The organism is Rothia sp. HMSC069D01, assembly GCF_001810135.1.
Taxonomy (GTDB): domain Bacteria; phylum Actinomycetota; class Actinomycetes; order Actinomycetales; family Micrococcaceae; genus Rothia.
In genome coordinates this window covers 77051-89997 of the sequence record NZ_KV800082.1, presented here as the reverse complement: position 1 = coordinate 89997, position 12947 = coordinate 77051, and the positions used below count along the sequence as shown (strand labels likewise).

General features: G+C 59.1%; 14 protein-coding genes and 1 pseudogene. 7 read left to right on the top strand and 8 right to left on the bottom strand.

Annotation, left to right across the window (positions count from 1 at the left end; translation table 11 throughout):
* Positions 1-132 precede the first annotated feature (132 nt).
* Genes HMPREF2710_RS01820 through HMPREF2710_RS01810 form a run of 3 tightly spaced genes read left to right on the top strand, consistent with a single transcriptional unit; the run spans position 133 to position 2396 of the window.
* Entirely contained in the window at positions 133-951 is an 819-nt protein-coding gene (locus HMPREF2710_RS01820) for a transporter substrate-binding domain-containing protein (protein ID WP_049357881.1), read from the top strand.
* 28 nt (positions 952-979) lie between these two features.
* Entirely contained in the window at positions 980-1654 is a 675-nt protein-coding gene (locus HMPREF2710_RS01815; protein WP_070505784.1) for an amino acid ABC transporter permease, read from the top strand.
* A complete protein-coding gene (locus tag HMPREF2710_RS01810) occupies positions 1647-2396 on the top strand; it encodes an amino acid ABC transporter ATP-binding protein (RefSeq protein WP_070599204.1) in 750 nt (249 codons plus the stop codon). Before HMPREF2710_RS01815 ends, HMPREF2710_RS01810 begins: the two co-directional genes overlap by 8 nt.
* 100 nt (positions 2397-2496) lie before the next feature.
* Here HMPREF2710_RS01810 and HMPREF2710_RS01805 read toward each other — a convergent pair whose 3' ends face one another.
* Positions 2497-3288, bottom strand: coding sequence for a trimeric intracellular cation channel family protein (locus HMPREF2710_RS01805; protein ID WP_049357874.1), 792 nt, complete (start codon positions 3286-3288; stop codon positions 2497-2499).
* A 418-nt stretch (positions 3289-3706) separates the two neighbouring features.
* Here HMPREF2710_RS01805 and HMPREF2710_RS01800 point away from each other — a divergent pair, with 418 nt between their 5' ends.
* Positions 3707-4351 carry an L-alanine-DL-glutamate epimerase gene (locus HMPREF2710_RS01800; protein WP_070599202.1) on the top strand — a complete coding sequence of 215 codons (645 nt, stop codon included), beginning with the start codon at positions 3707-3709 and terminating at the stop codon, positions 4349-4351.
* 150 nt (positions 4352-4501) lie between these two features.
* On the opposite strand, the gene HMPREF2710_RS01795 is transcribed toward HMPREF2710_RS01800, so the two are convergent.
* From HMPREF2710_RS01795 to HMPREF2710_RS01785, 3 genes are all read right to left on the bottom strand, one after another.
* Complete coding sequence (locus HMPREF2710_RS01795; protein WP_246823840.1) at positions 4502-4927, bottom strand: GNAT family N-acetyltransferase; 426 nt, start codon at positions 4925-4927, stop codon at positions 4502-4504.
* Between the two features lie 161 nt (positions 4928-5088).
* Complete coding sequence (locus HMPREF2710_RS01790) at positions 5089-5619, bottom strand: alkylhydroperoxidase, AhpD family (protein WP_049340203.1); 531 nt, start codon at positions 5617-5619, stop codon at positions 5089-5091.
* 3 nt (positions 5620-5622) lie between these two features.
* On the bottom strand, positions 5623-6204 hold the full coding sequence (locus tag HMPREF2710_RS01785) for a peroxiredoxin (protein WP_049358875.1): 582 nt from the start codon (positions 6202-6204) through the stop codon (positions 5623-5625).
* 226 nt (positions 6205-6430) lie between these two features.
* Between HMPREF2710_RS01785 and HMPREF2710_RS01780 the strand changes: the two genes are divergently transcribed.
* Positions 6431-7063, top strand: a complete 633-nt coding sequence (locus HMPREF2710_RS01780; RefSeq protein WP_005507261.1) for a GNAT family N-acetyltransferase — start codon at positions 6431-6433, stop codon at positions 7061-7063.
* Between the two features lie 36 nt (positions 7064-7099).
* Here the strand turns inward: HMPREF2710_RS01780 and HMPREF2710_RS01775 are convergent, their stop codons facing one another.
* The gene (locus HMPREF2710_RS01775) at positions 7100-7417 is read right to left on the bottom strand and encodes an acylphosphatase (protein ID WP_005509193.1); all 318 of its coding nucleotides are present in this window, start codon (positions 7415-7417) and stop codon (positions 7100-7102) included.
* A gap of 283 nt (positions 7418-7700) precedes the next feature.
* Between HMPREF2710_RS01775 and HMPREF2710_RS01770 the strand changes: the two genes are divergently transcribed.
* Positions 7701-9272 (top strand): DHA2 family efflux MFS transporter permease subunit, encoded by a 1572-nt coding sequence (locus HMPREF2710_RS01770; protein WP_070599200.1) that lies wholly within the window; start codon positions 7701-7703, stop codon positions 9270-9272.
* Between the two features lie 155 nt (positions 9273-9427).
* A pseudogene (locus HMPREF2710_RS01765) lies at positions 9428-9565 on the top strand (C4-dicarboxylate ABC transporter substrate-binding protein); the annotation flags it as partial.
* Positions 9566-9740: 175 nt separating this feature from the next.
* Here HMPREF2710_RS01765 and HMPREF2710_RS01760 read toward each other — a convergent pair.
* The 3 genes from HMPREF2710_RS01760 to HMPREF2710_RS01750 form a co-directional block, all read right to left on the bottom strand.
* Positions 9741-10349 (bottom strand): DUF1269 domain-containing protein, encoded by a 609-nt coding sequence (locus HMPREF2710_RS01760; RefSeq protein WP_044150839.1) that lies wholly within the window; start codon positions 10347-10349, stop codon positions 9741-9743.
* A 450-nt stretch (positions 10350-10799) separates the two neighbouring features.
* Positions 10800-11492, bottom strand: coding sequence for an SDR family oxidoreductase (locus HMPREF2710_RS01755; RefSeq protein WP_070599260.1), 693 nt, complete (start codon positions 11490-11492; stop codon positions 10800-10802).
* A 398-nt stretch (positions 11493-11890) separates the two neighbouring features.
* Positions 11891-12742 (bottom strand): transcriptional initiation protein Tat, encoded by an 852-nt coding sequence (locus HMPREF2710_RS01750; RefSeq protein WP_070599198.1) that lies wholly within the window; start codon positions 12740-12742, stop codon positions 11891-11893.
* Between the last annotated feature and the right edge of the window lie 205 nt (positions 12743-12947).

Genomic DNA, 12947 nt, shown 5'->3' with positions numbered 1-12947 from the left:
GGTCTGGAATAACTGTAGGATAGCCAGCGTTGCACCCGCAGAGAGGGGCACACCGCACGATGCCCCCGGGTTACCGCAGGGTGACAACCCGCAACTACAAGAGCATCAACCACCACACGAAAGAAGAACACTATGTCCGCAATGATTAACCGCCGTACCGTCCTCGCAGGCTCCGCATTCACCGGCCTGGCTGCACTGCTCGCAGCGTGCGGCTCCAACGGCAGCAGCACCGCATCCAGCACCAACAAGCTGGAGGCTATCAAGTCTGCCGGCAAGATTCGTGTGGGCCTGGAGGGCACCTACCGCCCCTTCTCCTTCCACGACTCGAACGGCACCCTGGTCGGCTTCGAGAAGGAAATCGCCGACCTGATCGCTAAGGACCTGGGCGTGACCGCCGAGTTCATCGAGACCCCCTGGGATTCGCTGATTGCTGGCGTGGACGCTGACCGCTACGACATCGTCATCAACAACGTTTCTGCAACCGATGAGCGTAAGCAGAAGTACGACTTCTCCGTACCCTACCTGTACTCCGAGCCGAAGATTGCCGTGAAGAAGGATTCTTCCCTGCAGAACGTAAGCGAGATTTCCGGTCACTCCTCGGCGCAGTCTGAGACCTCGAACTTCCGCAAGATGGTGGAGGCGAAGGGCGCCTCGATTGTGGTTGTTTCCGGTTTCGATGAGGCTATCGAACAGGTCCTCTCGGGCCGTGCAGAGATGACCGCGAACGACTCCGTGTCCTTCGCTGAGTACCTCAAGGAGCACCCGAACGCTAACCTGCGCCTGCTCTCCGGTGACCTGGGCACCGGAAGCAACTCCTCCATCCTGATGGCTAAGGGCCAGGACGCCCTGCGTAACGCTATCGACGAGTCGCTGAAGAAGCACCTGCAGAACGGTGACATCAAGGCGATTTACGAGAAGTACGTGGGCGAAGACCTCTCCCCGAAGAACTAACACTCTCATAAGGAGCTGAGTTCCGCGCATGGAACGCTACCTGAATCTTTGGGCTGAGTCCCTGCCTCAGCTGCTGGGCTCGACCCTGGCAGTGACTATTCCGCTGTCGCTGATTTCTTTCGCGGTGGCACTGCTGGTGGGCATCATCTCCGCCGGCGCGCGCACGAGCCGCTTTGCGCCGGTGAACTGGCTGGCGTGGGTGTACATTTGGGTTTTCCGTGGCACCCCGCTGCTGGTTCAGCTGTTCATCGTCTTCTACGGCCTGCCGAAGGTCGGTATCGCACTGGACGTATGGAGTGCCGCGATCATCACGATGAGCCTGCACACCGGCGCGTACGTGGCGGAAACCTTCCGCTCCGCGGTGGCGGCTATTCCCCGTGGCCAGTTTGAGGCGGCGGCAACCCTGAACTTCACCCGCATGCAGACCCTGCGCCACGTGGTGATTCCGCAGGCGGTGCGCATCGCGCTGCCGAACCTGGGCAACAACTTTATTGACCTGATTAAGGGCACTTCGCTGGTGTCGGTTATTTCGATGGTTGACCTGTTCCAGACCGGTAAGCAGATCGCGTCGCGTACCTTCGAGCCGCTGGCAATGTACTCCGAAGTCGCCATTATTTACCTGGTGATTTTCACTCTGCTGACCGCCGCGCAGTCGGCGCTGGAGAAGTACAGCAACCGTTACGTGAGGAGCAACAATGCTTAGCGTTGATTCCCTGTCGAAGAGCTTCGGTGAGACGCAGGTGCTCAAGAACATCAGCCTGGACATCCCCGACGGTGAGACCACGGTGATTCTGGGCCCGTCCGGTAGCGGTAAGTCCACTCTGCTGCGCTGCCTGAACCTGCTGGAAACCCCGCAGTCCGGCACGCTCACCATTGATGACGCGCAGGTGGATTACAGTCAGAAGCTCACCGACGCGCAGGTGCGTGATATTCGTTCCCGCTCGGCGATGGTGTTCCAGCAGTTCAACCTGTTCCCGAACTACACGGCGTTGAAGAACGTGGCGCTCGCCCCGACCCTCAACGGCACCCTGAATACTCAGCAGGCGCAGGAGCGTGCCCGCGAGCTGCTGGCGAAGGTGGGCCTCGCCGACAAGGTAGATTCCTACCCGGACGCCCTCTCTGGTGGTCAGCAGCAGCGCGTGGCGATTGCCCGCGCCCTGGCGCTGGAACCGGCATACCTGCTCTTCGACGAGCCGACGAGCGCCCTGGACCCCGAGCTTGAGGCCGAGGTGATTCGCGTGCTCATGCAGCTGGCGAAGGAGGGCCGCTCTCTGGTCATCGTGACGCACAATATGGCGTTTGCGAAGAAGGTCGCGGACCGCATCGTGTTCCTGGAGAACGGTACCCTGCGCTATAACGGTGAGCCGAATGGCTTCTTCGCCTCGGACGATGAGCGTATCCGCAAGTTCCTGACCGTGTACGACAGCACTGAGTACACGATTTAGTTGTACTGTACATAGTAAATATGGGCTGGTTTCTGCCCGTCAGATAAGCATCTAACCAGCGGAAACCAGCCCATATTCTATATTCAGCATATATTGGCTTTTATTCCGAAAGCCCCTTAGAGCGGCGGTACTCCTCCAGCTGCTCAGCGTTAATAACCTCAAGCTGCTCAGTGAGCGGCTCACCGGGCGACCAGCCCTCATTAGCAACGGTGCGGTCCTCCTGCTTACCAAAATTGAAGAGGCGCGGGCGAGGCACACGAAGCTCAGCCGGAGTGGTCGGCAGCTGCCAATTCTTCATATGGGCGAGCACACCCAGCACCAAACACAGCAGAATGGACAGACCCATCGCCAGGTTCGGGCGGTGGAATAGGCCGGTCACGAGGGCGGTCTCAGCGGCACCCACAAACGCCACAGTAGCGTACAGAGAGTTACCACCAAAGATTGCCGGAATACGGTTGACCATGATGTCACGAATAACGCCGCCACCGACCGCGGTGGTCACACCCAGCGCGATAGCGGGCAGCCAGTGCAGACCCAGGTTCAGGGACTTAATGGTGCCGGTTGCCGCCCACGCGCCCATACCGATGAAGTCAATGATGAGCATGGTTCGGGTCGCCCAGCGGGCACTCAAATCGATACTGTACGCCAGAATCGAGGAGCCGATAGCACCCACCCAGTAGCCGCCGTCGGTGAGCGCCACGGGCAGACCAGAGTTCAGCAGGATGTCACGGATCATACCACCACCCATGCCGCAGGCGACCGCGAGCAGCAGGAAGCCCACGATGTCGAATCGGAAGGCGCGCGCCACAGCACCGCCGAGCAGGCCGTTAGCAACAACGGCGGCAATGTCGACGATGCGGAATACCTGATCTGGGTCAAAGAGCTCGTGCATGGGCGTTCTCCTGCGTACGTGATGCGTGTGCTACGGGTGCCGGTAGGGGGAGGCGCGCGCAACGGGGGGGGGGTCGGGTGACGACGTTATCACCGCATCCGGCTCTGTTTGCCTGTGCGCGTACCTGAATTGGCACCGATTTATTGTAGACCCGCCGCCGCTCCTACTCCTATTTGAAAGGTGCTCATGACGAGCTCTGAGACGGAACTAAGAAGCCTGTGGACGTGCTAAAAGATGGGCGTAGAATGAGTGAATCTCCACCCCCAATGCTGTCAGGATTGTTTTTGCGCTTGGCGCCACATGGTGTGCCATTGCTGGCACGGCGCTGTCGGCGCTCATGGTGTGGTTGCCATCGCGTAGCCGGAACGCTCGCTAAGCTGGGACTAGACGAAATCTGCGTAAGGTGAAAGGAGCCGCTGTGGCGGTATCTCGCGGCGAAGTTTTCGGGGTCCTGCAGGGGATTGTACCCCGTCTGGAGGAGGCGCTTCCCGGCTGGTCGGTGCGCCCCAACATCACGGGTACCGGCGCGGTGGGGCTCTACCTGGACGGCCCCGCAATCTACCGGGACGGCGAGCCCCTGGCCGGCGTGACTGTCGAGGGTAAGCCGGTCGCCCGCCACCTGTGCGGCACGATTCAGACCGCCGACCGCGGCCTGCCGCAGGAGCTCGGGCAAGTGCGTTACCAGTACATCCTGGGCGTGAGCGTGGCCGAGCACAAGAGTGAATACCCCGAGTCGGCCGACCTGGCGAGCGTGGGGGAGCCGAGCTGGGTTCCCGCGTTGAGGGCACTGGAGGCTCTAGTGGAGTCCGAGGGCCGCGAGGCGCTGTTCATCAGCCGCGGCGGGTACGTGCCCGGTCGCCGCGCCCTGGGTAAGCGCCGCGTGGCGCTACGCCGCGAGTTCTTTCCGGGTAAGCCCTGGCTGGGTTTGGGCACAATTGACTGGTGCGCGGGCGTGCGCTCGACCCCGGTGTACGCCGAGGACCTGGCGTCTCTGGTTGCCGCGGCGACGCGCCTGGCGAGTAGCTGGGATACCGCCCTGCGCACTGGCTCGGCGACCAGCTGAAACAAAAGCAGGTACAACAAAGCGGCGCATCCGACCCGAAAAGGGAAGGATGTGCCGCTTCTGTGTAAGCTCTGACGCTTAGTGGGTTTAGCCCAGCGTCTCAGCCAGCTTGAACGAGTCAATCCGTATCAAGCCGCATGCGATATTGCCTTATCGATAGTATGCAAGGGTGATGCATCCTGCCGCCTCTACGGGGGCGTAACCGTAGCGTTTGTAGAGCGCAATGGCGTGTTCACTAGCAACGTCGGTGGTAATGAGTCGCTGTCGGATGTCTTCTCGGTCAAAGTCATCAATGGCACGCTTTAGAAGCGCAGAACCAATGCCCTGACGCTGGGCGTGCGGATGTACCAGAAGGTCCTGAATGTAGGCGATAGATTGACCGTCTCCGACGGCGCGTACTAGCCCGATGAGCCGTCCCGTTCCTTCAGGCGTTGTCTCTCGTGCGGTGTAGAGATAGCGTGAGCCTTCCAGCATCGGGAGGAGGCGTTCGGGCGTTTTGGTATAGGCGCTCCAGCCGACAGAATCGTAAAGCTCAGTGAGTTCTTCCACGCTGGGAAGGGGGCTGGTGGAGCCCAAAATACAGTACCGCATACAGGCATTGTATAGCGCCAAATCGGAGGAGTTAGGAAACTGCCGCCCAACACGTTGCGGGGCTTGACGCGCACATAAAAGCGGCGCATCCGACCCGTGAAGGGAAGGATGCGCCGCTTCTGTGTGTGCTCTAACGCTTAGCGGGTTTAGCCCAGTGCCTCAGCCAGCTGAATGCCCTGTGCCACGCCACCGAGGGTTGCAGCAATACGGATCAGGTCGTTGACCTGCTCCTTGGTTGCGCCCTCTTCACGCACGGTGTGCTCGTGAGCCTCAACGCAGTGGGAGCAGCCGTTGACTGCGGACACTGCCAGCGCGAACATTTCGAAGTCCATCTTCTCAATGCCGCCGTTCTTACCGATAATCTGCATGCGCAGGTTTGCACGCTGGTCATCGTATGCACCGTGCAGGAAGCCACGGGTGCGGTAGAAGATGTTGTTCATGCCCATGATGGTCGCAGCACCCAGAGCAGCCTCGTAAGCGGTGTCGCTCAGGTGCTCCTTAGCCTCTGCAGCAATCTCAACAACAACAGAGTCAACCTTGGTTGCTGCTGCGGTTGCGAGGATTGCGCCCCAGAGCTGCTGCTCGGTCAGGGAGGTGATGCGGGGCAGGGAGGACAGGTTGAGGTTCATGTCCTTCGCGTAGGAAGGCAGAGCGGAACGCAGGTTATCGATGCTCATGGATTACTTCATCTCCTTGAATGCGTCGATGGTTGCTGCACCCTTCTGCCAGTTGCATGCGCACAGCTCGTCGGACTGCAGTGCGTCCAGCTGGCGGAGCACCTCGTCGGTGTTACGGCCGACGGAGTCAGCGGTAATGGAGACCGACTGGATGGTGTTGTGGGGGTCGATGATGAAGGTTGCGCGGTCTGCAACGCCTTCCTTGTTCAGGATGCCCAGTGCGCTGACCAGCTCACGCTTGAGGTCGGATGCCATGACGATGGGCAGGTCCAGGAGCTCTTCGTGGGAGCGGCGCCATGCGTAGTGGGTGTACTCGTTGTCAACGGAAACACCGACTACCTGGGTGTCGCGCGCCTCGAACTCGTCAGCGAGCTTGCCGAATGCTGCAATCTCGGTGGGGCAAACGAAGGTGAAGTCCTTCGGCCAGAAGAAGACGACGCGCCAGGTGCCTTCGTCCAGACCCTCGGAGGAGACGGTGGTGAAGTAGTCTTCGGGCTTGGTTGCTTCGATGTCAGCCAGCTTACCGGGGACAACGCCGGTGAGCTCGTATGCGGGGAACTGGTCGCCGATGGTCAGAACTGCCATGGTGTTCTTCTTTCTATTTCGTGCCGCGCTGATTCGTTGCGCGGCGCTTGTTCTAAGTGGTGCCCAATGGGCGGGCTCGATGACTATTCTATTATGAATAATTCATAATAATCAAGTGATGACGGGTGAAAATGCGAGTATTAAGTCGTGATTTGCGTCACTGAATATTCTGGGATGTTCACAAAAGCTTTTCCGACGCACAAACCCGAGGGTTTAAGCTCGAACCATGACCCCCGAACACAGCGACTTTTCTGAGCACAGCGAACACGTAGAGCCCAACCAGCCCGAACTCATTACCGAGCGCCTCACCCTCCGCCACCTGTGCGAGGCGGACATCCCCGACATCGTGGAATCCTGCCGCGACGAAGAAACCCTCCGCTACACCCGCCTCCCGTTGAACTACACGCGCGCCGACGCCGAAGACTACCTGCTCACCACCGCCCGCCAGATTGCCGCCGGGCAGATTCAACGCTGGGCGATTGACGCCTCCGGCGTGTTTGCCGGGACCATTGAACTGCGCCTGCCCGAGGGCACCCCCGAAAGCCCCGGAACCCGCGCCGAACTGGGCTATTATGCCGCCCCGAAAGTGCGCGGCAAGGGCTACATGACCGAGGCGCTGCGTGCCGTCCTCGGCTACGCTTTCGACCCGCTTGGCTTGGGTCTTGAGAGTGTGCGCTGGACCGCCCTGGCGGGTAACGAGCCCTCGGAACGGGTGGCGGTTAAGGCGGGTTTCACCGGCATCTACGACGATATTGACCCGAGCTCCGGCCGCCCCGACGAGAACGGCCACCCGGTGCAGCATCGGGTGCGCCGCGCCGATATGACCCGCGCCCAGTTCGCGGCGCTCTGGTCTGACTAGCTCTGGGCTAGCTAAACCGCGCTACTTTAGTCCGCGCTACCTGATGCCGAAGCCGCGGAACGAGCCGTTCGGCTCCTCCCACTCGACGAGAACCTCATCCACGCGCCCGGCGGTGTCGTCACCGCGCAGCACATCCACCAGGCGTGCGCAGGAGGCGGCAGTACCTTCCGCAACGACCTTCACGCGCCCGTCGTCGAGGTTCTCGGCGTAGCCGGTTAGGCCCATGGGCTTGGCGGTTCCGGCGCACCACCAACGGAAACCGACACCCTGCACTTTGCCGCTGACGAAAGCGACGAGGCGGATTTCGGCGGGTTCTGCCGGGGTGCGGTCGGTGAAGAAATCAAAGAAACCCATGGGTCCTCCCGTGGTCGTCTCGTTGAGGGTGGTCTGATGGGGGGCGCGCCAGCATTGGCGGCGCCCTGTCAGTTTCTATAGCTTCAGTCTAGTGGGTTCAGAGTGCTTCGGGGTGGCATCAGGGCGCCTGTTGCCTGGTTGCCTCGCGCACGCGTCGTGAACAGCTGAATTAGGGTAGAGCAACCGGAGCCGTGCCCACAAGGGGAGTAAGATGGGGTGATATTTATTAGCGGCAACGCTGAACACGCAGACTGTACCCGCAACGCTCATCCACTGGAGGATCATGAATTCCCGCCCCAAGAAAGAGCCCCTCGTCGGTAACCCGGCGAAGGCACCGTACAAGCCCTGGCCTGCTCTCTGGTCCCTGGTTGTTGGCTTCTTCATGATTCTGGTGGACGGCAATATTGTCACCATCGCCCTGCCGCACATGCTGCAGGATTTGGATGCGTCGCTGTCGGCGGGCATGTGGGTGACGAGCGCCTACCTGCTGGCGTATGCGGTGCCGCTGCTCATTACCGGCCGTATGGGTGACCGCTTCGGTCAGAAGAACCTGTACATGATCGGTATGGCTATTTTTACGCTCGCCTCCCTGTGGTGTGGTCTGGCACCGAACGTTGAATCGCTGATTACTGCCCGCGTGGTGCAGGGCCTGGGTGCGTCGCTGATGACCCCGCAGACCATGTCTCTGATTACGCTGATGTTCCCGCCGAATGCGCGCGGTGTTGCGATGAGTATTTGGGGTGCGACGGCGGGTGTCGCCTCGCTGGTTGGCCCGATTCTGGGCGGCGTGCTCGTGGATGCCCTGAATTGGAGCTGGATTTTCTTCGTGAACATTCCGGTGGGTTTGGTCGGTCTGTTCTTGGCGTGGCGTAACGTGCCGGTGTTTGAGCAGAAGAAGCACAGCTTCGACTGGTTGGGCGTGGTGCTTTCGGCGGTCGGTCTGTTCCTGCTAGTTTTCGGTATTCAGGAAGGTGCCACCTACGACTGGGGCACCATGACCGATTCGTTCCTGGGCACCGGTATTGCGGTGAGCGTGTGGGGTCTGATTATTGCCGGCATTCTGGTGCTGGGTCTGTTCATTGGTTGGCAGGCTATTAACCCGCGTGAGCCGCTGGTTCCGCTGAGCCTGTTCAGTGACCGTAACTTCTCCGTGTCGAATGTGGCTATCTCCGCTATGGGTGTGGTCGCTATCAGCATGGCATTCCCGCTGACCCTGTACCTGCAGCAGGTGGAGGGCCTGGACCCGACCCAGGCTGCGCTGATGACCGCCCCGATGGCGTTGTTCTCGGGCGCGTTGGCGCCGGTGGTGGGTGCGCGTCTGAACCGTAACGACCCGAAGTGGATTGCCGTGATTGGCTTTACGCTGATGGTTGTTGGTTTTGCTCTGCTCCGCCCGACGATGGTTGCGGAAGGCAACCTGTGGCTGATGGTTGGTCCGATGATTATTCTGGGTGCGGCGAACTCCTGCATTTGGGGTCCGCTGTCGGTGTCTGCGACCCGTAACCTGCCGCCGCAGCGTGCCGGTGCCGGTTCGGGCGTGTACAACGAGACCCGCCAGATGGCGTCGGTGCTGGGTTCGGCTGCGATTACGACGATTATGGCTTCTGCGATTACCTCGCACCTGTCCGCGTTGGGTCCGGCTGCCGCAGCGGGCGGTAGCTCTCACGGCAGCGCTGCTGGAGGCGTGCTTCCGCAGGTCCTGCGTGAACCCTACGCGGCGGCAATGGCTGATTCCATGATGCTGCCCCTGGTTGCCGCGGCGGTGGGCGCGGTCGTGTGCCTGTTCTATGCCTCCAAGAAGACCTCCGAGGCGAAGGCTGCCGCGCAGAACGCTGGGGTGGAGACCACCAAGTAGAAGGCTTATCAGAGCGCTTTTACGGCATAAGCGGTGCATAACCTGAGATATGGTGCTATACCGGAGAAAATCTATATGCACTCTGTGTATGATGAAGCGGGTTATTGTTGCCCTGAGGTGTTGAAACCTCGTGAGAGCGCAATAACCCGCTGTAGAAGGACATCTTCGTGGAGATGGATTACATGCCGGGCCTGCTCGCTAGCGAAGAAGAGCTCGACCGCATCACCGAATCCTTCGCCCAGCTTCCCCTCCGCAACCCGAACGGCACCACCGGCATCAACATCCACCTGGAGAAAGAGAGATGGCTAAAATCCCCACCTTGAGTTTGGTATTTTTGCCATTGTCTTCCTTGATTTGTTCAAGATCTTGAGCCAAAATCCTCACTTCCTCTTTCTAAAATCTAGTTTTTAAAAAAATAGGCTATCTACCAGAAGTAGATAGCCTATTTTTTATGAGATGCTTGGGTGCTTACGCTTTCAATTTGTCAAACTTTGCTTTGACATTCGCCTTGAATTCTTCAAGCTTAGCCTTGCGTTCGGCTTTACGTTCAGCCTTCATCTGTGCACGCGCCTGGTTGTAGAGGTCTTCTTGGACTTGCAGAGCTGCTTCGATTTCGGCTACGACGGTTGCTACATCCCAACGCACGATTTGGGTGTCGTACTTGGTGAAGTAAGCATCGATGACTGCTTCGTTGTCTTCTTGCACCAAGGCAACAACGGCTGTTTCACCGTTAGTCAATTTTTGAGAAACAACGTCAATCAGGCCAGCTTCTGCCGTATCAACGGTAGCACCAGCAACCAAACCATTGAGGCTACCAATACCATAACCAAACAAGACGCCGATAGGACCACCCAAAAGCCCGATAACTGCACCGAGCAAGCCACCTTTTAGGGTTGCATCCGTCGTTGAATCTTCAAAATCATAGCGTTCTTTTTCAACGATATGACCGTTTTCATTTTTGACCAGGGCGATTTGAGCAACCTTGGTCGTCTGAGTTTGGCGGAAAGCCTTCAAATCTGCAAAGGACTGATAAGCTTCGCTTTCGGTGTTAAAGACTGAAATTACTAGGTTTTCCATAGTTGGTACCTCGTTCCTAAAGACTATATATACATTGTAATACAGTTCTCTTTTTTTGGGAACTACTTTTTGCGACAATTTACCTCGGCGGCAGCCGATAGGCTGAGCCCGAAAGCAAAGGGGCCCGGCATCCAATATGGATGCCGGGCCCCTGGTGTTTTAAATTCGCTGTCTTAGCGGCTCATGCCCCTTAGCGGGTAATGGTCGCCGAAGCAGTCAGACCAGAAATGTCCTGGTAAGCTACGCCTCGGCGGGCTCGTCCGGGGTTTTGTCGGCGAAGAGATCGAAGAATCCCACGGGAACCTCTTGCAGTTGCTCTAAAAATACATGGTACTTTAGGATACTGAGCGATGCGGCACCAACCTTGCGTGAGAGAAAAACACGCCCCAAACCCGTGAAGAGGCTCGGGACGCGTCCGCACTCAGCCGGGGCGGGTGCATCCGGCAAACCCTAGCGCAGCTTATTGCTGTTAGGCGCCGATGCGAGAGCCTGAGCTATCGGGGTGGGCCCGCCAATAAACGGGAGCGCCTTCCCAACCGTGGACGGGTCCTCAAGAACCGCCGCCAGCACCTGGGCAACGGTGGCCCGCGGAGTATTAGATTCGGCGCCGGGCGTGTGGGCGGGCTCAATCCCCAGAGTAATGCCGCCTGCCTCCTCAAGGGTGAGCGTCCCCGGCCCCAGAATCGTGTAATCCAGCCCCGAGCCGCGCAGGTGCTCATCGGCGATCGTCTTCGACTCGGCGTAGGCGTAAAAACTGTCATCAGGGTCGATGCTGTGCCCGGAACCCGCGCCCAGGTACGATACCATCACGTACCGTTTAATACCGGCCAGCCGCGCCGCATCCATCGACCGGATCGCAGCGTCACGGTCAATCGCATAGGTGCGTTCGGGGCCACCTACACCGCCCGCACCCGCGGACCACACCAGCACTTCTGTATGTAAATCCTTGAAGAGCTTCGCCATCTCCTCGGTGCTCAACGCGGTAATGTCAGCGACCACAGGGTTCGCCCCGCGCGTGACAATATCCTCTGACTGCTCCGGCCTGCGAATAAGCGCATTGACCGCATGCCCGCGCTCCACCAGCAGCGGCTCGGCCAGAAGAGCAACCTTGCCGTGCCCGCCAATGATCGTAACGTTAGCCATCGTATCCTCCTGTATGTTGAAAAATACTTGTATATCCAGAATAGGCTTGCTGTGCCGCAACGTCTATGGTTTTTCTTATGCTTCCCGAGAACGACAGATACCCGCATTCCCTGTGCTGATGCGCTCAAACAGTACCGCATGATGAGAATTCTCGTGCGGGGCTCAAGACGGCGTTATGATGAAGTGCTAGGTTTTTATTGCCCGGCGGCACCGATGACGTGAACGACAAGCCGAACTACCTGAGCGTCATGAACTATTGCTACCAGCTGAGGGTCTGGTTCCCGCGAAGGACTAGCCTCTAGCAGCTACCGGCGGTGCCCGATAGTCCAAGCCTTAAACACGGCGAGGGGCCCGGCATCCGTTATGGATGCCGGGCCCCCTTGTTTATGCTCGGTACTTTAGCGGGTGATGGTCGCCGAAGCGCGCAAACCAGCCAGATCCTTGAAGGTGTACTCGCCACCCTCGGTCAGCTGCATTGCGACGCTACCGCTGGTGATCTGAGCGGTGGTGGTCAGGGTGTAGCTGGAGGTCACCTTGGTAAAGTACACCGGAACCAGCGAAGCCAGCACCTGCGCGTAGCTCACGCCGTCCTTCGCGGTGGCTTCCAGGTAGTCGGAGGTGCGGATATCCAGCACGCCGGTCCAGACGTTGTCCTCGATGACCGGCTCGTAGAACTTCGCAGTGTATGCGATGCCGTTGAACGCCGCCACGGCGGGGTTGTTGGTCTTTGCGCCGCCCGCACTCTTGGCGAGTGCCGGGATCTCAACGTCGTTATCGACATCCCACAGCAGCGGGTCGGTGACATCCTCGGCGGTGGGGAAAGTGAACTCGAAGGTCACCTGCAGATGCGCCTGAGGGTACAGCCAGGAGCTGCCCTGGAACTCGCCCTTGGAGTTGATGGGTGCGGAAATCCACAGACCCGCGCCACCGTACAGGCCGGCACCGACGCTACCTCCGGGGGTGAAGGTGCCGCCGCCGCGGCTCTGCGGGGTGGTGGAGGTTGCGCTGATGTTGGGAACCTGCACGGTGTAGGAGTCCAGACCGTAGCGGGTATCAAAGTCGTTGGAGGGGTTCGAGTTGAACGCCTGGGTGAAGACACCGAACTTCAGGGTCGGGGTTTCCTGCGCGTCGGTGGATGCCGCGTAGGCGGGTACCGCTGCGGCGGTTGCGATGACGGGGGTGCTCCATGCGGCACCCTTGATGAGTGCGCGGCGGTTCAGACCGTTAGTGGTGTTCGAGGAAGAAGTCATGGGATCTCTCTTGTTGTGAAAAATGTGGTGATGCATGTGATTTGAATTACTGATACTCTAATGTAATTCAGCTCATCTTCAAAATTATCTCAACTTTTACTTCAATGTATGTACATTGCGGCACCCAGCTCACCTAACGGGTGAAATGGGAGCATCATGGAAACCGTGGAGAACGCCCTCCCGGAAAACTCCACAGAAACACCAC

Excerpts from the sequence above, each read along its gene's own strand:
- HMPREF2710_RS01820 (WP_049357881.1), top strand. The coding sequence starts at position 133 with ATGTCCGCAATGATTAACCGCCGTACCGTCCTCGCAGGCTCCGCATTC.
- HMPREF2710_RS01815 (WP_070505784.1), top strand. The coding sequence starts at position 980 with ATGGAACGCTACCTGAATCTTTGGGCTGAGTCCCTGCCTCAGCTGCTG.
- HMPREF2710_RS01810 (WP_070599204.1), top strand. The coding sequence starts at position 1,647 with ATGCTTAGCGTTGATTCCCTGTCGAAGAGCTTCGGTGAGACGCAGGTG.
- HMPREF2710_RS01805 (WP_049357874.1), bottom strand. The coding sequence starts at position 3,288 with ATGCACGAGCTCTTTGACCCAGATCAGGTATTCCGCATCGTCGACATT.
- HMPREF2710_RS01790 (WP_049340203.1), bottom strand. The coding sequence starts at position 5,619 with ATGAGCATCGATAACCTGCGTTCCGCTCTGCCTTCCTACGCGAAGGAC.
- HMPREF2710_RS01785 (WP_049358875.1), bottom strand. The coding sequence starts at position 6,204 with ATGGCAGTTCTGACCATCGGCGACCAGTTCCCCGCATACGAGCTCACC.
- HMPREF2710_RS01780 (WP_005507261.1), top strand. The coding sequence starts at position 6,431 with ATGACCCCCGAACACAGCGACTTTTCTGAGCACAGCGAACACGTAGAG.
- HMPREF2710_RS01775 (WP_005509193.1), bottom strand. The coding sequence starts at position 7,417 with ATGGGTTTCTTTGATTTCTTCACCGACCGCACCCCGGCAGAACCCGCC.
- HMPREF2710_RS01770 (WP_070599200.1), top strand. The coding sequence starts at position 7,701 with ATGAATTCCCGCCCCAAGAAAGAGCCCCTCGTCGGTAACCCGGCGAAG.
- HMPREF2710_RS01760 (WP_044150839.1), bottom strand. The coding sequence starts at position 10,349 with ATGGAAAACCTAGTAATTTCAGTCTTTAACACCGAAAGCGAAGCTTAT.
- HMPREF2710_RS01755 (WP_070599260.1), bottom strand. The coding sequence starts at position 11,492 with ATGGCTAACGTTACGATCATTGGCGGGCACGGCAAGGTTGCTCTTCTG.
- HMPREF2710_RS01750 (WP_070599198.1), bottom strand. The coding sequence starts at position 12,742 with ATGACTTCTTCCTCGAACACCACTAACGGTCTGAACCGCCGCGCACTC.